The organism is Halomonas sp. KX33721, from assembly GCF_001596805.1.
Taxonomy (GTDB): Bacteria; Pseudomonadota; Gammaproteobacteria; order Pseudomonadales; family Halomonadaceae; genus Vreelandella; species Vreelandella aquamarina.
This window is the reverse complement of sequence record NZ_LVIA01000019.1, coordinates 21,106-43,942: the sequence shown is the minus strand read 5'-3', so window position 1 is coordinate 43,942 and position 22,837 is coordinate 21,106. Positions and strand designations below refer to the sequence as shown.

The window sequence follows — 22,837 nt, the reverse complement described above, 5'->3', positions numbered from 1 at the left end:
TCAGTATTGGATCCTGCCATGAAACCAAAAAATAGAACGCTGGACCGTATCGACCTCAAGATCCTTCGCTGTTTGCAGGAAAATGCGCGTATTTCCTACGTGGATCTCGCCGCAGAAGTTGGGTTATCCACAACCCCTTGTCTGGAGCGGGTCAAGCGCCTGGAGCGTGCCGGTATCATTCGTGGCTACCAGGCCATTCTGGACCCTCGCGCCCTGAAGGCGGACCTGCTGGTGTTCGTCGAGATCAGCCTGGAGACCCAGTCGCCTGCGGTATTCGATGAATTTCGGCGCGCGGTGGAGAAGCTGCCGCAGATTCAGGAGTGCCACCTGGTGTCCGGGCAGTTCGACTACATCCTGAAATGCCGCATCCCGGAAATGGCCGCTTATCGCCAACTATTGGGGGATGTGGTCTTAACCCTGCCAGGGGTGAAAGAGTCGAAAAGCTACGTAGTGATGGAGGAGGTGAAGGAGAGCTTCAGCCTGCACATCCCCGACTTTGAGGAATTTGAGGATAAGTAACGCGATGATGAACGATCAGGCGCTGCTGCGCTATAGCCGCCAAATCATGCTGCCTGAGGTGGACATTGAAGGGCAGGAGCGCTTGCACGCTGCCCATGCGCTGATTATCGGTGCCGGCGGGCTTGGCTCGCCGGTGGCGCTCTATTTGGCGGCGGCGGGTGTAGGCACCATCACTATCGCTGATGCCGACCATGTGGAGCTTTCCAACCTGCAGCGCCAAATTGCCCATCAGCAGGCCAGCCTGGGGGTGAACAAAGCGCGCTCCGCGAAGGAGAGCATGCAGGCGCTTAACCCAGAGTGCCACGTTGTGGCCCTTGAGCAGCATGTAGAAGGCGAAGCGCTCACCGCCCTGGTGGCCTCGGCTGATGTAGTGCTGGACTGCACCGACCGTTTTTCCAGCCGCTATGCCATCAATGCCGCCTCCCAACAGGCAGGCGTACCGCTGATTTCCGGCGCGGCGATTCGTTTTTCGGGCCAGTTGGCGTTGTTTGACCCGCGTGATGATGCGTGCCCCTGCTACGCCTGTTTATACCCGCCAGGGGATAGTGAGGATGAGGCACTGAGCTGTGCAGAGAGCGGTGTCATGGCCCCGCTAGTGGGGCTAATTGGCTGCTTCCAGGCGGTAGAGGCATTTAAGCTGCTAAGCGGTGCAGGGAGTGCGCATCAGGGGTTATCTACGTTTGATGGCTTAAGCGGCCAGTGGCGCCATTTTCAAGTGCCTAGAGATCCGGCTTGCCCGGTGTGTAGCGCCCGCGCATAAAAAAAAAGCCCGCAGGGAGGCGGGCGCGACGTCACGGTCTTCACGTCAAAGGGAACGAACTCAGTAGGGCGGCGCTGCCGCCCTATCAGCCAGTCATCTAGCAGATTAGTTACGAATCAGATAATCGAAGGCACCCAGTGACGCTTTGGCACCTTCACCCATCGCAATAATGATCTGCTTGTAGGGCACGGTGGTAACATCGCCAGCGGCGAACACACCGGGCACCGAGGTCATACCGTGGGCATCGACGATGATCTCGCCACGGGGTGACATTTCAATTGGCGAGCCTTTCAGCCACTCGGTGTTAGGCACCAGGCCAATCTGTACAAAGATGCCTTCCAACGCGATGCTCTTCACTTCATCGGTGTTGCGGTCTTTGTAAGTCAGGCCGTTAACGCGGCTGCCGTCGCCGGTCACTTCGGTGGTTTGGGCATTTAGCACGATGTCGACGTTAGGCAGGCTCTTCAGCTTCTTCTGCAGTACCGCGTCGGCGCGCATTTCACCCATAAACTCAACCAGCGTTACGTGGCCGACGATGCCAGCCAAGTCGATAGCGGCTTCAACGCCGGAGTTACCGCCACCAATCACCGCGACACGCTTGCCTTTGAACAGCGGGCCGTCGCAGTGGGGGCAGTAGGCAACACCTTTGTTGCGGTACTCTTGCTCGCCGGGCACGTTCATTTCACGCCAGCGGGCACCAGTGGCCAGTACCAGAGTTTTGCTCTTCAGCTTCGCGCCAGACTCAAACGTGACCTCATGCAGGCCGCCTTCGGCTTCTGCTGCTTTGAACGACGTAGCACGTTGCAGATTCATCACGTCGACTTCGTACTCTTTAACGTGCTCTTCAAGTGCGCTGACCAGCTTGGGGCCTTCGGTGTGGGTAACAGAGATAAAGTTCTCAATACCCATGGTGTCGGATACCTGGCCACCAAAGCGCTCGGCGGCAACACCGGTGTTAATGCCTTTACGTGCGGAGTAGATGGCTGCCGCTGCACCTGCTGGGCCGCCGCCAATCACCAGCGTATCGAAGGCAGCTTTTTCACTCAGCTTCTTGGCTTCACGCTCGGCAGCGCCAGTGTCCACTTTGGCCAGAATCTGCTCAAGGGTCATGCGGCCCTGGTCAAACGGCTTGCCGTTTAAGTAGATGCTGGGCACGGACATGATTTCGCGCGATTCGACTTCATCCTGGAACAGCGCACCGTCGATAGCGACATGACGCACGTTCGGGTTGAAGATCGCCATCAGGTTCAGCGCCTGAACTACATCCGGGCAGTTCTGGCAGGAGAGCGAGTAGTAGGTCTCAAACAGCATCTCGCCGTCGAGATCCTTGATTTGATCTAACAGCTCTTGAGAGGTCTTTGGTGGGTGACCACCGACTTGCAGCAGTGCCAGTACCAGCGAGGTGAACTCGTGGCCCATGGGGATGCCTGCAAACACCACGCCGGTCTCTTCGCCGGGGCGGTTAATCGCAAACGACGGGGTACGGCTATCTTGCCCGTCGGTATGCAGGGTAATTTTATCGGTGAGGCTGCTGATATCTTCCAACAGGCCCAGCAGCTCGCGTGACTTGGCACCGTCATCGAGGGACGCAACGATCTCGAAGGGCTGAGTCACTTTTTCCAGATACGCTTTCAACTGATTCTTTAAATTGGCGTCCAGCATGACAGTGGCTTCCTCGCAGTCAGCAGTAAGTTGTTCTCAACCTAAAACGCCCGCTGCCGGATCAGTAGGGCAGTCGGTAAAAGCGCTAGGGAAAACAGGGGGTGCGGTTACACGGGTGCTTAAACGAAACACCCGGGCCAAGTGCCCGGGTGTTGCGCTGCCTGTAGGGGTTCAACTTAATGTGATTCGAACCCTAAGCGGCAGCGGTAGGCAATTTAGATTTTGCCTACGAGGTCCAGAGACGGAGCAAGTGTCTCTTCGCCTTCTTTCCATTTAGCCGGGCATACTTCGTTCGGGTTTGCACGAACGTACTGAGCAGCTTTCACTTTACGCAGCAGCTCTTCAGCGTTACGGCCGATATTGCCAGCGTTGATTTCGACAATCTGGATTTTACCATCCGGGTCAACGACGAAAGTACCGCGCTCGGCCAGACCGGCTTCTTCGATCAGCACTTCGAAGTTGCGAGAAATTTGCAGGGTCGGGTCAGCAATCATCGGGTACTGCAGCTTGCCGATGGTTTCAGAGCTGTCGTGCCATGCTTTGTGAGTAAAGTGGGTGTCGGTAGATACGCTGTAAATTTCAACGCCCAGCTTCTTGAAGGCTTCGTAGTTGTCAGCCAGGTCGCCCAGCTCAGTCGGGCAAACGAAGGTGAAGTCGGCGGGGTAGAAGAAGAAAATGGACCACTGACCTTTCAGGTCCGCTTCAGTGACATCGATAAATTCGCCGTTCAGGTAAGCTGTGGCTTTAAACGGTTTTACTTCAGTGTTAATCAAAGACATTCAGAACGTCTCCATAATAGGTGAGTGGCAGTAGAAAAAGTTGCTGCTCATGGTAGCGGACTGCGACCAATAGCTAAAATTGGAAAACTGAATCTTTCCAATAGGTGTTGGCTATGAAACTTTCTTGCTACCTTTCGCGCAGGTGGAAAGTGGGGGCATAGGGAGCTGAATACAAGAATTTTTCGGTGGCTCTTGCGGTAGATGGCACTGCACCGCAAAATTCGCACGGTTGCGATAATCGCCTAAGCTGTTTTCAGCTGGCGCTAGTTGCATCGGTGGCTAACCAGCCAGCCAGCGACAGCCGGTTGCAGTACATGGCTTTTGGGTGATGTAGACTTTCGAGATAAGGAGCAGGTAAGTGGGGAACATTAAAAAACTTTCAGGGGCCGTTACGGCCATCTCTTTTGCCGTAGCGGCCGCTGCTGCCCACGCTGATGAAGTGCGGGTATATAACTGGTCAGACTATATTGCTCCGGAAACGCTGGAGAAGTTTACCGAGCGCACCGGTATAGAAGTGACCTACGACGTTTACGATAGTAACGAAATTCTTGATGCGGCCCTGCTCTCCGGCCGTTCCGGCTACGATGTGGTCGTGCCTTCGACCTACTACTTCACCCGCCAGTTGAAAGCAGGCGTTTTTCAGCCGCTTAACCATGAGCTGCTGCCCAATTTGGATAACCTTAACCCAGAGCTGATGGCTAATCTGGAAACCATCGATCAGGGTAGCGAATACTCGGTTCCTTATATGTGGGGCACCAACGGCATTGGCTATAACGTTGAGCGCGTCACCGAAATTTTGGGTGACGACGCACCGTTAAATAGCTGGGCGCTACTGTTTGACCCGGAAATTACCACTCAGCTGAGTGAAGCAGGCTGTGGCCTTGCGATGCTCGATTCTGGCGATGAAATGCTGTCGCCCGCGATGGTCTATCTTGGCCTTGATCCGCTCAATGAAAGCGTTGAGGACATTGAGGCTGCCGGTGAGCTAATCTCCAAAGTGCGCGATAACATTACCTACTTCCACTCTTCGCGCTATGTGTCTGACCTTGCCAACGGTGATATCTGCGTGGCGGCAGGCTACTCTGGTGATATCTTCCAGGCTGCCGCGCGTGCGGAAGAAGCGGGCCGTGATTTCACCATTGGCTACAGCATCCCGAAAGAGGGCGCTGCGCTGTGGTTTGATATGATGGCGATTCCGGCAGATGCTCCGAATCCCGAAAACGCCCACGCGTTTATTAATTTTATCCTCGACCCTGAAATTGCTGCTGAGATCAGCGAGTACGTGCGCTATGCCAACCCCAACCTGGCGGCGAACGAGTACCTCTCAGATGAGCTGATTAACGATCCGGCCGTCTACCCGGAAACCGAGGTCATGCAGAACCTGTATGTCCAGGTAGAAAAACCCCAGGATATCCTGCGTGCCCGTACGCGCACCTGGAACCGCGTTAAGTCTGGCCGTTAATTCTAATCATCGCCTGACGGCGAGCCGGGTAGCTGCTCGGCTCGCTGTTTGTCTTTTATCGCCCGGTTAACCGGGCCTTTTGATGGGAGTGGCGAATGGTCACTACGCCCCTGTCGAACGATTCTTCATCCTCTTCGTCTGCCATTCCCCCGCCTGTGCGCTCTCAGGGGAAAGCACCTCGATTTGCCGAGGATATCGTTTTAGAGGTTAAGCGCTTGAGCAAGCGGTTTGATGATGCGCTTGCCGTCGATGATGTGAATTTGCAGGTAAAGCGCGGCGAGATTTTTGCCCTGCTAGGTGGGTCTGGCTCGGGTAAATCTACCCTACTGCGCATGCTTGCCGGTTTTGAGGCGCCCAGCGAAGGGCGCATTTTGCTGAGTGGCGAAAACATCACTGAGATGCCGCCACACAAGCGGCCCATCAATATGATGTTCCAGTCCTATGCGCTATTTCCGCACATGACCGTGGCGCAGAATATTGCCTTTGGATTAAAGCAGGACAAGCTGCCTAAAGCTGAAATTGAAGCGCGGGTTGCCCAGATGCTCAAACTGGTGCATATGGAGCGCTTCGCTAAGCGTAAACCCCACCAGCTTTCTGGCGGTCAGCGCCAGCGGGTCGCCTTGCGCGCTCGCTTGCCAAACGGCCCAAGCTGCTGCTGCTTGATGAGCCCATGGGCGCGCTGGATAAAAAGCTGCGCACCGAAATGCAGCTGGAAGTGGTTGAGATCATTGAGCAGGTGGGTGTGACCTGCATCATGGTGACCCACGACCAGGAAGAGGCCATGACCATGGCCGACCGTGTAGCGATCATGGCGGATGGCTGGATTGAGCAGGTTGGCTCGCCGGTGGATATTTATGAAAGCCCTGCCAGCCGGATGGTGGCCGAGTTCGTCGGTACAGTGAACTTGTTTGAGGGTGAGATCATTGAGGACGCCGCTGACCACTGCCGCATTGAGTCACCTGCGCTCTCACGGCCGATCTATATCGACCACGGCATTACCACCCAGGCAGTAGACCGCCGGGTGTGGGCGGCGCTGCGCCCCGAGAAAATCTGGCTAACCCGTGAGCAGCCGTCATCAGAGTACAACTGGGAAGCGGGCAAGGTGGATGATATCGCCTACTTGGGCGGCTATTCACTTTACTACGTGCGCACTGCTTCCGGGCAGATGATTAAAGTGAGCATGGCCAACACCGAGCGGCGCGGCGACCGTCCAACCTGGGAGGATAGCGTGTACGTTTATTGGGAAAATCATAGCGCTATCGTGCTGAACCGCTAATGTCCAGGTGGCTGACAGGAGATTGCCCATTATGATGCCATCTCGCATTGCAGGCTTTATCAAGCGGTTGCATTTAGGCCGACGCGCCGTGATTGCGTTCCCGCTGGTGTGGCTGACGCTATTTTTCCTACTGCCCTTTGCGCTGGTGCTTAAGATCAGCCTTTCTGAATCGGCCATTGCCATTCCTCCCTACGGGCCGCTGGTAGAGTATGCCGATCAAACGCTGAACATCTTTTTGAACCTAGGCAACTATCTGTTTTTGTTGTCGGATTCGCTCTATGTCGCCGCGTACTGGGGGTCGATTAAAACCGCATTTGTGGCGACAGTGGTGTGTTTGCTGATTGGCTATCCGATGGCCTACGCCATGGCCCGTGCCCCAGGGCGCTTGCAGCTGATTCTACTGCTGTTGGTCATGCTACCGTCGTGGACCTCGTTTCTGATTCGGGTATACGCCTGGATGGGTATTCTTAGCAATAGTGGCCTAATCAATAACCTATTGATGGGGTTGGGGGTGATTGATTCACCGCTGCGGATGATGAATACCCAGTTTTCGGTAATTGTGGGCATTGTCTACGCCTACCTACCGTTTATGGTACTGCCGTTGTATGCCCACCTGACGCGTTTGGATAACTCGCTGCTGGAAGCGGCCTCGGATCTTGGGTCGCGTAAGCTCAATACCTTTTTAAAGGTGACGCTGCCGCTCTCGATGGGGGGCATTATCGCAGGCTCAATGCTGGTGTTTATTCCTGCGGTTGGGGAGTTTGTGATTCCTGAGCTACTGGGCGGCCCCGATACCTTGATGATTGGTAAGGTGCTGTGGGAAGAGTTCTTCCTTAACCGCGACTGGCCGGTCGCGTCAGCGCTCGCCATGGTCATGCTGCTGCTGTTGCTTGTCCCCATTGTGTGGTTTCACCGTTACCAGTCACGGGAGCTTGAAGAATGATGAGATCGCGTCGACGCCCAAGTTTTACCACCGTGATGCTGGTGTTGGGTTTGCTGTTTCTCTATCTGCCCATGGTCGTGCTGGTGGTTTATTCGTTCAACGAATCCCGCTTAGTGACGGTATGGGCCGGATTTTCCACCCAGTGGTACGGCGAGCTGTTCCGTGACCAGCAGATTCTCTCAGCGGTTTGGACCAGCCTGGAGATTGCTTTCTTTGCCGCCAGTATGGCGGTGTGCCTAGGCACGGTCGCTGCCTTCGTCATGACGCGCTACGGCCACTTTCGCGGCAAAACGGCGCTCTCCAGCATGGTGACCGCGCCGCTGGTGATGCCGGAAGTGATTACCGGCCTTTCGCTGCTACTGCTGTTTGTACAAATGGCGCAGCTGATCGGCTGGCCCGCCGACCGTGGCATGGCCACTATTTGGATTGCCCACACTACGTTCTGTAGCGCCTACGTGGCGGTGGTGGTGGCGGCTAGGTTGCGGGAAGTGGACCGCTCTATTGAAGAGGCGGCGATGGATTTAGGCTCTCCGCCGGTCAAAACCTTCTTCTTCGTCACGCTACCGGTCATTGCACCCGCCCTCGCTGCAGGCTGGCTGCTGGCCTTTACGCTGTCGTTGGATGACTTGGTGATTGCCAGCTTTGTCTCTGGGCCGGGGGCCAATACGCTACCGATGGTGGTGTTTTCCTCGGTGCGGATGGGCGTGTCGCCGAAGATCAACGCGCTGGCGACGCTGATTATTCTGACCGTATCGTTGGCGACACTTCTGGCGTGGTACTTCATGCGCCGCAGCGAGGCCAAGCGCCAGTCAGTGATACAGCAAGGGGAGGGGGTTTAAGCTTTTTAATCCAACGCTACAGCACGTCGTCGTCACGTCCAGTGATGACGGCGTCTAGCTCTCCGGTCATTGGTGACACAATGACCTGTAGCTGGATGGGCGCGCAGCACTGATGGCAATCTTCCCAGGTGTCGTGGCTACCCTGAGAGGTATCGATCACAAAGGTGAGTGGCGTATCACAGTAAGGGCAGTGGAAATCATGATTAATTAGTGCGTCGTCGTGCATGGTTGTTGCCCTTTTCAGCGTTACACTCAATGTCATTGACAGCTTAGTGTAGCAGTGCTGTTTGCAAGCAGGCACCTGATCAACGAATCAGGTAGGATAATGACGAGTTTTCCCGAACCACCTAGCGAGATAAAAGCGATGATGAAACGGTACATGGCAGTTGCGGCCTTAGCGGCCTTCCCGATGGTTGCCCAGGCGGAAACACCTAATGTTACGCCCGGCGAGTGGGAGTTTGTCAGCGTGACTAGCGTCAGCGGCGATATGCAGATTCCCGATCAAACGGAAACCGAGCGTCAGTGCATTACCCAGGAAGAGCTAGAGGGTGCTGATTTTGGTTTTATTGAAGAGGAAGAGGGCTGCGAACTGCTGAACCAGGATATGAGTGCCGACGGCCTCTCCTACAGCATGGTATGCCGCGCTGAGGGTGGCGAAGCGACCATCGACGGCGAAATGCGCTTTATGGGCGAGCAGATTGAAGGCACCGTGGATATTCTGACTCAGTCTCCCATGGGTGAGCTGACTATGAACACCGTGATTGAAGGTGAGCGTATCGGCGATTGCGAATAAGTACAGCCGTTGTGACGTTTAAACACTAAGGGCGCCTCGTTGGCGCCCTTAGTGTTTTTGGGGATGCGTTATCGCTCTGGCGTATCAAGCGGCGTATGTTGAGCCGTAGGCGCGTTGGCGATCTCCTCTTCGAGCTGGCGCTTCACTGCTCCAGGTGAGCCAGAGTGGCGGGCCAGCAGGTCGTACGCCACGGGCACCACAAACAGCGTGAAGACGGTTGCCGCCCCAACACCGGCCATGATGACCGTGCCAATCACCAACCGCGATTCCGCCCCTGGGCCGCTGGAGATGATCAACGGAATAGCACCCGCCATGGTGGTCACCGCCGTCATCAAAATGGGCCGCAGGCGGGTCACCGAGGCTTCAATCAGCGCCGAGCGAAACGCTTGCCCCTCATCGCGTAGTTGGTTGGCGAACTCAACGATCAAAATACCGTTTTTGGCCGCCAAACCAATCAGCAGTACCAAGCCCACCTGGCTATATATATTCAGCGACTGACCGCTGAGCAGCAGTGCAAGCAGCGCTCCGCTCATGGCTAGCGGCACCGTGAGCATAATCACAAACGGGTGGATGAGGCTTTCGAACTGGGCGGCCAGTACCAGGAATACCACCACGGCACCCAGCACCAGCAGGAACATCGTCGCACCGCTCGCCTGCTGGAAATCCCGGGATGGTCCCGCCACGTTAGTTTGTACTTCTTCCGGCAGAATGGTATCGGCGGTGTCTTGCAGGTATGCCAGCGCTTCGCCCAGCGGGTAGCCATCGGCGAGGTTCGCTTCAATGGTAATGGCGCGCACGCGGTCAAAGCGGTTCAGCGTGCTGGCGCCGGCAAAATCAGACAGCGTGACCAGGCTTGCCAGCGGAATGAGCTCCCCTGTGCGTGCTGAGCGCACCTGAATGTTATCCAGCGCGCGCGGGCTGTTTTGGCGACTACGGTCGCCTTCCACAATCACATCGTACTCTTCGCCGTCGTCCACATAGCGGGTAACGTTACGGCCACCCAGCAGCACTTCCAGCGTGCGGCCAATCTCGGTCACGGTCACACCTAGCGAGGCGGCACGCTCGTAATCGATATCGACCCGCAGCTGCGGCTGGGTTTCGTCGTAGTTGCTCTCGATGGCCGTCAAACGTGGGTTGTTTTCCCGCACATGATTAATCAGCCGGTCACGCCAGCGGGCTAGGTCTTCGTAAGTGCCGCCGCCCAACACAAACTGCACCGGCTTCTGAGTGCGCTGACCAAAGCCCTGGCGCATCACCGGGAAGGCTTGGACGCCAGGGAGCGAGCTGAGCTGCTGGCGCACATCGGCCATGATCTCCCAGGCGCTGCGACGGCTGCCCCAGTCCGCCATATTGACGATGATAAAGCCGCTGTTGAAGTTTTCGATATTACCGAAGCCACGCGGGGCACGAACCACCACGCGCTCAAGCTCGCCGCTCTCTACAAAGGGGGTGAGCCGCGCTTCGATCTCATCCATGTAGTCCATCATGTAGTCGAACGTGGCTCCTTCCGGGCCGTTGACCAGCACGATAAAGTTACCGCGATCTTCTTGCGGAGTGTATTCATTGGGCAGCGCTGTGGCGAGCCACGCCGTTCCGGCAATGAGTAGGGCAAACAGGGCCACGACCAGCCATTTGGCCGTTAGTACGGCTTCTAAGGCTCGCTGGTAGCGGCGTTTGGTGCCATCCAGCAGCCACTGCACGCCTTTTCCAATGCGGCTATCGTGCATGCCGGGCTTGAGTATTTTGGAGGCCATCATTGGCGTTAGGGTCAATGCGAGCAAGGTAGAGACGACCACTGCTGCTGCCATGGTCAGGGCGAATTCAGAGAACAGCCGACCAATATCGCCTTGCAGCATGCTCAGTGGCACAAAGACGGCGACTAACACTAGGGTGGTGGCGATCACCGCAAAGGCGATTTGCCGCGTACCGCGAAAGGCGGCCACCAGCGGTGTTTCACCGTAGTCGTGCATGCGTCGGTTGATGTTTTCGAGCACCACAATGGCATCATCAACAATCAGCCCGATGGCCAACACCAGTGCGAGCAGGGTGAGCAGGTTGATGGAGAAATTCATGGCTGCCAGTGCTGTAAATGCACCGATGACGGCAATCGGCACCGTGACGGCGGGGACAAGGGTAGTGCGGAAATTGCCAAGAAATAGAAAGATCACCACCACGACGAGCCCCATGGCGATAAACAGCGTCATCACCACCTGCTCAATGGCACCGGAAACGAACACTGAGGCATCATAGTTCAGCGTGAGCGACATCCCCTCGGGCAGGGTGCCTTGTAGCCGCCCAAGCTCTTCTTGAACCGCCTCAGAAAGCTCAATCACGTTGGCGGTGGACTGCATGATCATCCCCAGCCCCACCATAGGCACGCCGTTGGCTCGGAAAACGGAGCGGTCTTCCACAGAGCCTACTTCCACCCGGGCGACATCCGATAAGCGCACTAGATAGCCGTTATTGCTTTGGGCAAGCGCTAAGCCTTGAAAGTCTTCAGCAGTGGCGAAACTGCGCGGCAAGCGGACAATAAACTGGCGGTCATCGGATTCGATAGAACCCGCAGGCAGCTCGACGTTTTCAGCACGTAGAGCGTCCTCCACATCGCCCACGGTGAGGCCACGGGCTGCTAATGCGTTACGGTCCAGCCATACACGCATGGCGTAATCCTGGCCGCCGCCCACGCGTACTCGGGCAACGCCCGGCTGTACTGAAAGGCTATCGACGAGAAAGCGGTTGGCGTAGTCGGTCAGCTCAGCAATCGAGTAGTCCGCCCCCGATAGGCTTAGCCAAACAACAATCTCTTCGCTGCTGTCGGCTTTAGTGACTTCAGGATTGTCGGCGTCGTCCGGCAGGTTGCGCAGTGCGCCTGAAATGCGGTCGCGGATATCGTTCGCCGCAGCGTTGATATCCATAGTGATGGCGAACTCGATCTCGATCCGCGAGCGGCCATCCTCGCTTTGGGAGGTGATCAGCTCGATGCCCTCCACCCCGGCAATGCGGTCTTCTAATACTTGGGTAATGCGTGTTTCTACCACGCTGGCCGAGGCACCGGGGTAGCGGGTATCAATACTGACAATAGGCGGGTCAACCGTGGGGTACTCTTGTAGCGGCAAGCGGTTAAGGGCCAGCAAGCCAAAAGCAATAATCAGTGCGGCAATCACCATGGCCAGCACTGGCCGCTGAACGGAAATATCGGATAAACGCATTAGCGGTCAGCCTCCAGCAGCGAGCGAATGTCCGTGCTGTCGTCGGCAACGCCTAGCAGGCGAACTTCTTGACCCTCACGGGCTAGCTGCAGGCCATGAATCACCACCAAATCGCCTTCGCTAATGCCCTCTAGTACTTCTACTTCCCCGCTGCGGCGCTCGCCGATAGCTACTTCTCGGCGCTCTAAGCGTGGCGCATTCTCCTGCTGTTGAATCACCATCACAAAGTGGCGGTTGCCGCTAGGCTGAATCGCGGCTTCAGGCAGCACTAACGCATCGCGTACGCGCTGCTGCACGATGACTTCCATCAGCATGCCAGGGCGCAGCTTTAAATCAGGATTGGCCAACTCGGCACGCACGCTAACGCTACGGGATACCGGGTCAATCCTTGTGCCAATGCTGGCAACGTCGCCGCGAAATACCTCGTCTGGGTACGCCGCTGTGGTGGCACTAAGACTTAACCCGGCGGATAGCCGCCCCAAAAATACCGCTGGTACGGTAAAATCGAGTTTCATTACATCTAGCTTATCTAGCGTCACCAACGCCATGCCGGGGGTGACGAGGGTGCCCACACTGACGTCACGAAATCCTACGCGGCCGCTAAACGGCGCGTGTATCCGGTAATTTTCCAGTCTAGCTTCCAGGGCTTGGGCATCGGCTTGTGCTTGGCGCAGCTGGGATTGAGTGTCTTCTACGTCTGCTCTAGCCGCTAAGTTGCGCTGCTGCAGCTGCGAAGCGCGGTCAGAAGCGTTTCGCCGCTCATCGGTAATGGCCTGGGCGGCTCTTAGTAGAGCTTGCTCTTCGGCGTCTTCCAAACGAACCAGTAAACGACCGCGCTCTACCTGCTCGCCATCATCGAAGTTAATCTCTGCAATGGTGTCGGTTACGGTGGCCGATAAGGTCACGCTTTCATCAGCACGTAAGGTGCCTAGTGCTTCCAGCGGGTCGGACCAGGTCTCTGTCTCAACGTAATAACCAATCACAGGCGGCTTTGATTGTGCGCTGGCAATAGAAGCCCATCCAAGGAGTAGCACGAGGCAGCAAAAGGAGCGTTTAAAAGCGATCATAAGTGTCTCAGTATTATTGAAATATTCCGCAATCGGCGATGATAGTAAGTCATTACCTGCAACATTGTTGGGGCGAATGTTGAGGCGAATAGGCAGTATCTTGTGCGCTTCTTATACATGAGTTTTTAAAATGTACAGTAGTTTGGCGCTTCTTACCTGTTAAAATGCCCGCCTTTTCACTCTGGGAGCCTCAGTTATGGTCTACGACGTCGTAGTCATTGGCGCAGGTGCCGCTGGTTTAATGTGCGCGGCACAGGCTGGCTATGCCGGGCGACGCGTTTTGGTGGTCGACCATGCGAACAAAGCGGGTAAAAAGATTCTTATGTCTGGGGGAGGCCGCTGTAACTTTACCAATCTTGATACAGCGCCTGGACACTTTTACTCTGAAAATCCTTATTTTTGCATTTCTGCATTAAAACGTTATCGCCCAGAACACTTTGTATCGCTGGTAGAAACCCATGGCGTTGAGTATGTGGAAAAAGCGCCAGGGCAGCTATTTTGCGCAGATTCCGCCAAAGAGATTGTGCGGGTACTCTTGGCCGAGTGTGAGTGGGCCGGGGCGGAGATTAAACTGAGCACATCCGTTTCTCGGCTGGAGCGGCAGGGCGAGGGCATGCGGTTGGCCACGTCTCTGGGCACGATTGATGCAGGGGTGGTGGTCGTGGCGACCGGAGGGCTTTCCATTCCTACCATGGGGGCGACCGGCTTTGGGTACGATATTGCCCGCCAGTTTGGCTTAGAGGTGCTGCCCACGCGCCCCGGCCTAGTGCCATTTACCCTAAGCGATAGCTGGAAAGAGCGGGCGGCGGGGCTTTCTGGCGTTAGCGTGCCCACGGCAGTGAGCTGCAAAGAGAAGCGCTTTGTCGAGCCGATGCTGTTTACCCATCGAGGGCTATCCGGCCCTTCTATGCTACAAATTTCCAGCGTATGGGAGCCGGGTAGCGCAATCTCCATCGACCTCTTGCCGGGCGAAGACGCGGCTGACGCTTTGCGCCATGCGCGCCAGGAAACCCCTAAGCGGCTGCTGTCGACCTGGCTAGGCGAGCGTTTCCCCAAACGCTTTGCCCAAGCGCTGCTGGAGTGGTATCCCGACTCTCACTTGGCCAGCCCGCTGGCGCAATACAGCAACGAAGCGCTCGATGCTTGGGCCCAGCGGCTTAATCAGTGGCAGCTAAAACCGGCGGGCACGGAAGGGTGGCGTACAGCAGAAGTGACCATGGGCGGCGTGAATACCGACGCCATCTCATCGAAAACCTTTGAGGTGAAGGATCTGCCGCAACTGCGCTTCATTGGTGAAGTGCTGGATGTTACGGGGCAGCTGGGTGGCTATAACTTTCAATGGGCGTGGGCGAGCGGCGTAGCCTGTGGTCAAGCGTGCTAAGCTGCCCTAACGCAGACTAAAAAGCCGCTGCGTCGAGCCGCAGCGGCTTTTTAATAGGCACTATAAAAGCATCGTGGCGATCGGTTGATTACGTCGCCACTTTGGCCAATAGCTTCAATTTCCTAAACAGCATATAGCCTGCGAGCACTTTACGACCCGCCGCCATGGCACCACCAGGGTGGCGCGCAATGCGCAGAGCAGCGATGCCACCAATAGCGTAAAGAGGCAGCTTAAAGCTTTTCCAGTGGCTATCCAGCGGTGACGAAGCGCGTAGCAGCGTGTCGCTATCGACTAAGATATCGATACGCTGTTGCTCCAGTTCCGCCAGTAGAGCTGCTTTGCGTTCTGCCCGGCTAGGTGGTTTAACGACGCTGTTGTGACGAGTCATCCTCATTCACCTCCAGCAGTGCACGGTCGGCGGCAAGCTGCTTTAACGTCTCTTTTAGCAGTGTATGGCGCTTGGCCTGACGCATAGCAATCACCGCTAGCAGTATGCTTAACGCGATGAGCACACCAGCACTGACGCTAATTGCCGTTAATCGATAAGTATCCCAGAAGAGAACCACCACCAGCGCCGTAAGCGTGGCAACGCCTAATAGCAGGAGCAGTAGACTGGCACCCGCAAGTAACAGCAAAACCAGTAAACGCGCGCGCTCCTCTTCTAGCTCTAAAACCGCCAAACGCAGGCGAGTTTCACTGTTAGCTACCAGTGATTTCAGCAGGCGTTTGGCGGCAGAAAAGACGCGTTGGGTGGGACCCAAAGCCATTAGCGACGCCCGAGCAGCATACCAACGACAAGGCCAGCAGCGGCGCCAATACCGATGCTGGTCCAGGGGTTTTCATGGACATAACGGTCACAACACGCTGCCTGTTCGGAGAGCGTTTCGCGGGTGTCTTCGTAGAAACGTTCTCCGCGGGCTTCTAGGCGAGTACGAGTATCTTTTAAACGTCGCTCGGCACGCTCACGCAGATCGCGCATTTCGCTGCTGGCGTCTTTGGAGGTTGCGTTCACCAGCTCTTCGACTGTTTCGCTGAGATGGCGCAGGTCTTCTTTCAGCTGGTCAGCGCGTGCGGAGGTATCTGTATTACGTTTTGCCATGATGTCTTCCTTTGACGAGTAAATGAGTGACGACTTCAGCATAGCAGCCGCCACCTGATAGACAACCCTTGTCGTTTAACGGTTCAGCCCGGTGGCGCTAAATAGTGGGTTAAGACTAAAACCAAGGCTTAAACGGTGCACGCGATTATCGTAATCAATCATGCTTTCACCGTAGCCATAGTAGTACTGTACATGGGCGCGCACACTGTTAAACGCTGGCCAACTATAGTCAACCTGGGTGCCGTAGTTACCCGTGCTTGGATTGCCACGCAGTTGCCCCGCGAATTCATGGTTATTTTGTAAACGCTTGGCAAGACGAATATCCCCATAGCCGACAAAACGCTCGATATCCGGGTTGTTGTCGTCACCATCCGACTCCGGCACGCGCCAGTGCGGCGCCAGAGTCAGTGCCCAGTCGCCGCGCTGCAAGGTGCTTTCCAGGTACACACGGTTCCAGCTCCGTGACAGCGGGTCCGAACGGCCATTGGATTGGTGGTTGAAGGCGATGCGGTTGCGCGTATTCACCCAGCCCAGCGCGCTCCAGGCGTTGTCGAAGTCGATAAAAACCTCAGGCTCGTAGTTGGTTTCCCGGAAAGGGGAGGAGGCGTCAGTGTTGTAGGCCTGCCACCAGCTTCGCTGAGTGTAGGCAAAATAGACGTCGCCAACGTTGCCAAAGATGTCTTCCGCCAGATTGAACTTGGCGCTGAACTGGAACTTCACTTCGTTATTGTTAGGCCCGGACGCATCGGTCACTTCACGAAAGTTGTTGGCGTCCTGGTTAGTGTTATAGCTCACCGGAAACAGGTAATTGGTACGGTGGGTGGTGATGGAAAACGGGTTACGCGACGACTCCTGCTCCCACTGGCGACGATCACTCAGGTCCTCCAGAGCAACTTCTTCCGGCAACTGCTTGGGAGGAACGCCTTGGGCTGCTTCCTCAGGTGAGTCAATTTGCTGCAGTTGCTGGCGCAGTTGATAAAGCTCGGTATTCAGTGCACGAATACGCGCTTCAATCTCTTCTTGGGTGTCGGCCTGGGCGCTCTGGCTGAGCATATCAGCACTTACCACCACCACTAGGCCGGTTAACAACAGTTTTTGGATAACCATCAACGTGGCTCACAAATTAAGGAATAAGGAAAGAGGTGCCAGCGTCGTTTCTATACATGCCGCTCGTACAAGTCAACTGTCGATATCCCGCTAGCTAACTGGATTGCGCAACGACTGCTAACCCCCGACAATGGGAATCTTGCCCGATTCGGCGGGCTTACATGTCAATGAGGCATAAGTAACGTGGTGAGAAATGCCATGAAAGCCGTCATTTGCTGCCTATACATGGTAGCGATGCTGGCCAGTCCCGCAACCGCTCAAACTATTGCGGTTGAGCGCGTCCCTCCTGAAGCAGAGCTAACTGAGCGCTTGGCGGCCATTGAGTCGCTAGATGCCGAATTAACCGCCGACCAAAAGCGTGACCAGGCGGCGCTGACCGCAGCACTGCAGGCCTATGAGCGCCTCAAGGCCATCGAAGAGCGCCAGCAGGCGTTAGAGCAGCGGGTGAATCAGGCACCAGAGTTATTGCTGCGTTTAGAGCGCGAGCTTAATGATGCCGAAGAGGAGAGCCAACAGCTTTCGGTCAATCACCTCAGTGATATGCCGTTAGAGGTATTAGAAGCCGAGCAGGCTGATGCTGTGATGGAGCTGCAGCAACTGCAGAGCCAGATGGCAGAGGTGAACTCCCAGCTGTTAGCTGCTCAGACGCTACCCGAACGGGCACAGCAGGCCATTTCCGATGCGCTACAGCGCGCGGAAACGCTACGCCGTGAGCATGATACTCGGGCTGCGCTGCTGGCGGATCGTCAGCTTTCGGCTCGCGAGGATGCACAGCTCATCCAGTGGCGCTTAGAGCGAGTGCTGGCAGAGCAAGAGGTCAGCCTGAACCAGCGTGAATTAAGTGCCAACAGCCGCCTGCGTGAACTGGCTCAACAGCGCCGTGACCTGCTGGCCCTGCAGATCGATCAGCAAGAGCAGCAGCTTAGCCTGCTGCAGGGCGTGATCGACCGCCAGCGACGCCTTCAGTCTGAGCAGGCCATCGCCGACGCCGCCAAAAATGACCCGCTCATCGCGGAAGGTCATCCCGTCGTGCTGAATGCTCAGCAGGTCAATCAAACGCTAAGCCTGGAGCTGCTGCGGGCGACGGACCGTGCCAATGGCATTGTGCGTGAAAACATCGAGGCGCAGCGTCAGTTAGAGCATGTTCGCCAGCTGCAGCGCAGCCTCAATGAGCAGATGGAAGCCATTCGCGGCAGCCAGTTGCTCTCTCGTATTCTCCGCGAGCAGCGCCAGTCGCTGCCTGCCGTAGTGCCCCGGCGCGATTTGCAGGATGAGATTGCTGACCTGCGCTTGAAACAGTTCGATCTTATTCGCCAGCGCGACCAGCTCCGCCAAGGGGAGCGGTTGGCTGCCCAGCGCCTTGAAGAGGCGGGGGTTGAGGTAACTCCAGGGCTGGTGGACTCGTTGACGCGGCTTTATCAGTCCCGCCGTGAGCTGGTGGAGCAACTCGAGCAGGCCTACGGCAGCCTGTTGAGTTCAGCCATCGAGCTACAGCTCAATCATCAGCAGCTGCTCTCCACTACTCATGATCTGCGCGCCACCATTGATGAGCAGCTGTTTTGGGTGGCCAACAGCCGCCCGTTGGATGTGAACTGGCTACGTCAACTGCCCAGTTATCTCACGCAGGAGTGGCATGAAGGGGAGTGGCGCGCGGTACTGCCTACCCGCTGGCGGGGGCTCTCTTGGGATATGCTAGTAGGCGCGCCGCTGCTGTTGCTGAGCGTGGTATTGATTGCGCTGCGCGGGCGTATCAAAAAGCGACTAGCGCTGATTCATTCACAAATTGGTCGTTTGAAAAGCGATACCCAGCTACACACCCCAAAAGCGGTGTTGCTCAATGCGCTGCTAGCGCTACCCGGGCCGTTAGCACTGGCGGGTGCGGGCGCTGCCCTGCACACGGCGGAGGGTGGCCTTGCGCTGGGGTTAGCGCCTGCGCTGCTGCAGCTCAGCCTGAGCTGGGGCGTAATTGCCCTAGGGCGGCGGTTACTGGTACCTGATGGTGTCGCAGAGCGTCACTTCACCTGGGCACCCGCTTACAATGTGCGGCTGCGCCGACTGTTGATCGGCCTGGGGATTGCTCTGGTGCCGGTGGTTGCCATTGCGGCCATGTCCGAGCAGATGGAAACACCGCTGGCTCAGCGCCCGGTGGCGATGGCGCTGTTCATGAGCGGGCTGCTTGCCATGGCGTGGTCGCTGACGCAGCTCATCCTGGCCCATGTCCCAATCTTTGGTGTGCGGCTTTTCAGGCTGATCTTGGGGCTCGCCATGGCCGCTGTTCCACTGGTGCTGATGGGGCTGGTTGCCTGGGGCTACGAGTACACGGCGCTCAGGCTGGTAGCGCGTTTTGCCATTACGCTCTATTTATTGGGGCTTTGGGTGGTTGTTGAGGCGACGGTGGTGCGCAGTTTGGCAGTGGCCGCCCGTCGGTTAGCTTATCGTCGTGCGTTAGCCCGCCGCCGTGCGCAAGTACAAGAGGGTGCTGAAGGCGGGGTCGAGGTAGTCGAAGAGCCGCCGCTGGATATGGAAAAGATCAACGCTCAGTCGCTGCGGCTCTCCAAGCTGATTCTGCTGATTGGTTTCAGTGCGCTGCTCTATTTGGTGTGGTCGGATCTGCTCTCGGTATTGGGTTACTTGGACCAGGTATCGCTTTGGGACGCGGGCGAAGGCGATCTGGTCGATGATGCTCTCTCCATTTCGGATTTTTTTTACGGCGCTGCTGGTAGTGGCTGTCACGTTCATCATGGCGAGGAACCTGCCAGGACTACTCGAAGTCATGGTGCTCTCTCGCTTGGCGCTCAAGCAGGGCAGCGCTTATGCGATTAGCTCACTGCTCTCTTACACCATCGTAGGCACCGGGATCGTTATGTCGCTGGCGACCTTGGGGGTCTCTTGGGACAAGCTGCAGTGGCTGGTGGCGGCGCTGAGTGTGGGTTTGGGGTTTGGCTTGCAAGAGATCTTTGCCAACTTCATTTCGGGATTGATCATTCTGTTCGAGCGCCCCATTCGTATCGGCGACACCATTACGCTAGGGAACCTTCACGGCACGGTCAGCCGGATTCGCATTCGGGCGACCACGGTGACCGACTTCGACCGCAAAGAGATCATCATTCCCAACAAAACGTTCGTGACCGACCAACTGATCAACTGGTCGCTCTCCGATAACGTGACCCGCGTGGTGCTCACCTACGGCGTCTCCCACGGTTCGGATTTACCACTCGTGCATAGACTGTTACGTCAGGCTGCCGATGAGAACGCACGCGTATTGGATGACCCGGAGCCGCAGGTGTTCTGCTTGAGCTATGGGCCACACAGCCTGAATTTCGAACTGCGTATTTTTGTCAATGACCTACTGGACCGCTTATTTGCCGCCGATGAGGTGAACTGCCGAGTGGACGAGCTGTTCAAGGAGGCTGGAGTGAAAATCGCCTTCGAGCAGTTGGACGTATGGCTACATCGTGAGCAGGGAGAGCCGGTGAACGTGCAGTCGGATTCGACTCTCCCGCCCGCTACCTTGAGCTGATCGCTACCGCTTGCTGGCGAGAAGAAGAAACTCCCGATTGCCGTCGCTGCCGGTAATCGGGCTCTCTTGCCAGTGACTGATAACGAGGCCGCACTGCTCGCAGGCGGTGCGTATTTTTTGCTCCACCTCTGCGTAGCGACGAGGGTCGCGCACGACGCCGCGTTTATCCAGCGCACCGGGGTCTAGCTCAAACTGTGGTTTTACCAGCGAAAGCAGCTGCCCGCTAGGCGGCAGTAGGGCGGCAATCTCAGGCAGAATCAGCGTCTGGGATATAAACGATACATCCATCACCGCAAGATCAATCGGCCGTTCGGCAAGCGTGCTCAAAAGTGCCTCTGAGGTGCTCATATGACGGGCATTGAGGCCTTCCAGGCAGGTTACTCGTGGGTCGCTGCGTAAGTGGCTGGCAAGCTGGTCGTGGCCGACTTCCACGCCTACTACATGGCGTGCGCCAAATTGCAGCGCGCAGTCAGTAAACCCGCCTGTGGACTGGCCAATATCCAGCACGCCTTTATCCTCTAAGCGCATGGCTAACGCCTGTAGAACGCCTTCTAGCTTTAGCCCTGCGCGTGAGGCGTAGCGCTCTTCTGGGTCCTCCTCCACGCGGAGTGGGGCATTGGTCGGCCATTTTTCAGAGGGTTTGCTCAGCAAGGTGCCGTCGCTTAAAAAAACGCGCCCGTTTTTGATCAGCCGTTGGGCACGGGTACGAGAACTGGCCAGTCCTTGGCTGACCAGTAATTGATCGAGTCGTATCATCTTGGTCGTATCTGTAGTGTTTGGGAGGCCCCGTATTACTGGGGCCATTAGTCGGCCTGCAGCTCAGTAGGGGAAGCGTGTGGCTCCCCAGCTACGGTGCAGAAAGCCCTTAACGCGCTCTAGTTCTTCATCGGTCACCGTGGCCAGCTCGCCTCTTTCTAGAGGGGCGTAGTGGTAGATATAGAGCCGCGAAGTGAACTGCTCAAATGGCAGAGAGGCTTCGCCAAAGCGCTCGCCGTTGCCGGACGTGCTAGCTCGTTGAGCTTGGCATCTTCAGGTGAAGAGACCTCTTGGTGGTTTGTCACATAGACTCCTTACCCTTGCCGTAGCGGGGATTATACATAGAAGTCGAGATCCTCTTGGCGTTTTAAAAGATCACGGATGGTATGCGCGTCCTCACCTTTAAAGTAGATCAAGCCCCAGTGGGTACCATACACAATAGGCGCTACCACCGGCTAATTAGTGGCCTGTGAGGCTGTCAAATAAGGAAAGCGCCGTTTTCGATGATGTCTGCTAAAGGGGCAACCCCGGAGTATGGTAGGCTAGGCGCGGTAACGTTACCTTCAAGTGGCAAGAGGATTAGGCCAAGATGGCGGCCAAGCCGATCTACCGTGTGGTGGTTCACCAGCAGGGTGAAATTTGGGATTTATACGTCAGAGAGATCTTTCAGAGCGAACTCTGGGGCTTTATTGAAGTCGAGGAGTTTGTCTTTGACGATGCGTCGCGAGTGGTGGTGGATCCAGGAGCGGAAAAACTGCAGCGAACCTTTGAGGGTGTGAAGCGTAGTTACCTGCCTCTTAACGCCATTGTGCGGATTGATGAGGTAGAGCGTGAAGGCCCCCTGAAGGCCGTGAAAAGTGATGCTCGCGTCGCAGAGTTTCCTCGTCCCTTCCCGTTACCGCCCCGCGGGGAAGGGTAAGCGCTTTAGACACGCGCAACGCTTTGAGCGATACGCGCGGTGGCTTCGTCGGCCATGCGCGTTTTTATGATCAGGACATGACGTCATGCAAGTAGATAAATTTCGCAGTAATTGTTATGCCGCCGCAGTTGGCGTGCTGCTAAGCATGAGCAGCCAAGCGGCATTCGCTCAATCCGATAACCAAGCCTGGGTCAGCGATGAGCTAAGTACCTACGTGCGCAGTGGGCCGACAGATGGTTATCGCATTGTGGGAACGCTCAATGCAGGCGAGCAGGTGGAAGTGCTGGAAACCAGCGGTGATTACACCCGGGTGCGCAGCAATAGCGGCGATACGGTGTGGGTTTTGAGCAATGAGCTTCAGCAAACGCCTAGTGCTCGTCAGCAATTGCCCGAGCTGCAGGCCCAGGTGGAAGAGCTGACCCAAGAGCTTGACGGTATCAATGGCACGTGGGAGCAGCGGGTCTCTTCCATGACCGCCACGCTTGATGTTCGCGAGCAGCGCATCGCAGACCTGGAAGCGAGGAACCTTGAGCTGGATAACGAGGCAGAGCAGTCACGCCAACAGGTGCGAGCGCTGCAGGCACGTCTGGACACTCAAGAGGAAGACTTGCTGATGCGCTACTTTATGTACGGTGGCGGTGTGGCGGGCGCTGGCCTGCTGGTGGGGCTGATTGTGCCGCACTTGCCGCGCCGTCGTAAAAAGCGTGACCGCTGGTTCTAAACAGTTAGGTTTTTAGGATAGTAAG

General features: G+C 56.5%; 19 protein-coding genes and 3 pseudogenes. 11 read left to right on the top strand and 11 right to left on the bottom strand.

All coding sequences use genetic code 11. The features are described 5' to 3' along the window. The first annotated feature begins 18 nt into the window (after nucleotides 1-18). Together A3220_RS07870 and moeB are read left to right on the top strand one after the other, a co-directional pair. The gene (locus A3220_RS07870) at nucleotides 19-519 is read left to right on the top strand and encodes an Lrp/AsnC ligand binding domain-containing protein (protein ID WP_062374293.1); all 501 of its coding nucleotides are present in this window, start codon (nucleotides 19-21) and stop codon (nucleotides 517-519) included. A gap of 4 nt (nucleotides 520-523) precedes the next feature. Continuing rightward, entirely contained in the window at nucleotides 524-1,279 is a 756-nt protein-coding gene (moeB, locus tag A3220_RS07865) for a molybdopterin-synthase adenylyltransferase MoeB (RefSeq protein WP_062374292.1), read from the top strand. 105 nt (nucleotides 1,280-1,384) lie between these two features. On the opposite strand, the gene ahpF is transcribed toward moeB, so the two are convergent. Together ahpF and ahpC are read right to left on the bottom strand one after the other, a co-directional pair. Further along, a complete protein-coding gene (ahpF, locus tag A3220_RS07860; protein ID WP_062359154.1) occupies nucleotides 1,385-2,941 on the bottom strand; it encodes an alkyl hydroperoxide reductase subunit F in 1,557 nt (518 codons plus the stop codon). Between the two features lie 215 nt (nucleotides 2,942-3,156). After that, nucleotides 3,157-3,720 (bottom strand): alkyl hydroperoxide reductase subunit C, encoded by a 564-nt coding sequence (ahpC, locus tag A3220_RS07855; protein WP_044628218.1) that lies wholly within the window; start codon nucleotides 3,718-3,720, stop codon nucleotides 3,157-3,159. A gap of 358 nt (nucleotides 3,721-4,078) precedes the next feature. On the opposite strand from ahpC, the gene A3220_RS07850 reads away from it, so the two are divergent. The 4 genes and pseudogenes from A3220_RS07850 to A3220_RS07835 all read left to right on the top strand — a co-directional run bounded on the left by A3220_RS07850 (nucleotide 4,079) and on the right by A3220_RS07835 (nucleotide 8,240). After that, complete coding sequence (locus A3220_RS07850; protein WP_054640865.1) at nucleotides 4,079-5,182, top strand: polyamine ABC transporter substrate-binding protein; 1,104 nt, start codon at nucleotides 4,079-4,081, stop codon at nucleotides 5,180-5,182. 155 nt (nucleotides 5,183-5,337) lie between these two features. Then, nucleotides 5,338-6,458, top strand: a pseudogene (potA, locus tag A3220_RS07845) (polyamine ABC transporter ATP-binding protein). Nucleotides 6,459-6,489: 31 nt separating this feature from the next. Next, nucleotides 6,490-7,401: an ABC transporter permease subunit gene (locus A3220_RS07840; RefSeq protein ID WP_062359153.1), complete on the top strand. Its 912-nt coding sequence runs from the start codon at nucleotides 6,490-6,492 to the stop codon at nucleotides 7,399-7,401. Then, nucleotides 7,398-8,240 carry an ABC transporter permease subunit gene (locus A3220_RS07835; protein WP_054644978.1) on the top strand — a complete coding sequence of 281 codons (843 nt, stop codon included), beginning with the start codon at nucleotides 7,398-7,400 and terminating at the stop codon, nucleotides 8,238-8,240. The genes A3220_RS07840 and A3220_RS07835 overlap by 4 nt, the downstream gene beginning before the upstream one ends. 16 nt (nucleotides 8,241-8,256) lie before the next feature. On the opposite strand, the gene A3220_RS07830 is transcribed toward A3220_RS07835, so the two are convergent. After that, nucleotides 8,257-8,466 (bottom strand): CPXCG motif-containing cysteine-rich protein, encoded by a 210-nt coding sequence (locus tag A3220_RS07830; RefSeq protein WP_054644977.1) that lies wholly within the window; start codon nucleotides 8,464-8,466, stop codon nucleotides 8,257-8,259. Between the two features lie 153 nt (nucleotides 8,467-8,619). Here A3220_RS07830 and A3220_RS07825 point away from each other — a divergent pair, with 153 nt between their 5' ends. Next, complete coding sequence (locus tag A3220_RS07825) at nucleotides 8,620-9,033, top strand: DUF3617 family protein (RefSeq protein ID WP_228168693.1); 414 nt, start codon at nucleotides 8,620-8,622, stop codon at nucleotides 9,031-9,033. 68 nt (nucleotides 9,034-9,101) lie between these two features. Here A3220_RS07825 and A3220_RS07820 read toward each other — a convergent pair whose 3' ends face one another. After that, nucleotides 9,102-12,242, bottom strand: coding sequence for an efflux RND transporter permease subunit (locus tag A3220_RS07820; RefSeq protein WP_062359151.1), 3,141 nt, complete (start codon nucleotides 12,240-12,242; stop codon nucleotides 9,102-9,104). After that, nucleotides 12,242-13,309, bottom strand: a complete 1,068-nt coding sequence (locus A3220_RS07815; RefSeq protein WP_054640866.1) for an efflux RND transporter periplasmic adaptor subunit — start codon at nucleotides 13,307-13,309, stop codon at nucleotides 12,242-12,244. Before A3220_RS07815 ends, A3220_RS07820 begins: the two co-directional genes overlap by 1 nt. 196 nt (nucleotides 13,310-13,505) lie before the next feature. On the opposite strand from A3220_RS07815, the gene A3220_RS07810 reads away from it, so the two are divergent. Beyond that, entirely contained in the window at nucleotides 13,506-14,690 is a 1,185-nt protein-coding gene (locus tag A3220_RS07810; RefSeq protein ID WP_062374291.1) for an NAD(P)/FAD-dependent oxidoreductase, read from the top strand. Nucleotides 14,691-14,778: 88 nt separating this feature from the next. Here A3220_RS07810 and A3220_RS07805 read toward each other — a convergent pair whose 3' ends face one another. From A3220_RS07805 to A3220_RS07790, 4 genes are all read right to left on the bottom strand, one after another. Further along, the gene (locus tag A3220_RS07805) at nucleotides 14,779-15,078 is read right to left on the bottom strand and encodes a YqjK family protein (protein ID WP_054640867.1); all 300 of its coding nucleotides are present in this window, start codon (nucleotides 15,076-15,078) and stop codon (nucleotides 14,779-14,781) included. Beyond that, a complete protein-coding gene (locus A3220_RS07800) occupies nucleotides 15,053-15,457 on the bottom strand; it encodes a phage holin family protein (protein ID WP_054644976.1) in 405 nt (134 codons plus the stop codon). The genes A3220_RS07805 and A3220_RS07800 overlap by 26 nt, the downstream gene beginning before the upstream one ends. Further along, entirely contained in the window at nucleotides 15,457-15,789 is a 333-nt protein-coding gene (locus A3220_RS07795) for a DUF883 family protein (RefSeq protein ID WP_044628207.1), read from the bottom strand. The genes A3220_RS07800 and A3220_RS07795 overlap by 1 nt, the downstream gene beginning before the upstream one ends. 75 nt (nucleotides 15,790-15,864) lie before the next feature. Then, on the bottom strand, nucleotides 15,865-16,896 hold the full coding sequence (locus A3220_RS07790) for a phospholipase A (RefSeq protein ID WP_062374289.1): 1,032 nt from the start codon (nucleotides 16,894-16,896) through the stop codon (nucleotides 15,865-15,867). Between the two features lie 225 nt (nucleotides 16,897-17,121). Between A3220_RS07790 and mscK the strand changes: the two are divergent. Further along, nucleotides 17,122-20,416 (top strand): annotated as a pseudogene (gene mscK / locus A3220_RS07785) (mechanosensitive channel MscK). 3 nt (nucleotides 20,417-20,419) lie between these two features. On the opposite strand, the gene A3220_RS07780 reads toward mscK, so the two are convergent. Together A3220_RS07780 and A3220_RS17855 are read right to left on the bottom strand one after the other, a co-directional pair. Further along, nucleotides 20,420-21,172: a TlyA family RNA methyltransferase gene (locus tag A3220_RS07780; RefSeq protein WP_062374288.1), complete on the bottom strand. Its 753-nt coding sequence runs from the start codon at nucleotides 21,170-21,172 to the stop codon at nucleotides 20,420-20,422. Nucleotides 21,173-21,219: 47 nt separating this feature from the next. Next, nucleotides 21,220-21,424, bottom strand: a pseudogene (locus A3220_RS17855) (hypothetical protein); the annotation flags it as partial. Nucleotides 21,425-21,761: 337 nt separating this feature from the next. Between A3220_RS17855 and A3220_RS07775 the strand changes: the two are divergent. Together A3220_RS07775 and A3220_RS07770 are read left to right on the top strand one after the other, a co-directional pair. Beyond that, nucleotides 21,762-22,091, top strand: coding sequence for a DUF1820 family protein (locus A3220_RS07775; protein ID WP_009100748.1), 330 nt, complete (start codon nucleotides 21,762-21,764; stop codon nucleotides 22,089-22,091). 85 nt (nucleotides 22,092-22,176) lie between these two features. After that, complete coding sequence (locus tag A3220_RS07770) at nucleotides 22,177-22,812, top strand: TIGR04211 family SH3 domain-containing protein (protein ID WP_062374286.1); 636 nt, start codon at nucleotides 22,177-22,179, stop codon at nucleotides 22,810-22,812. Nucleotides 22,813-22,837: the final 25 nt, after the last annotated feature.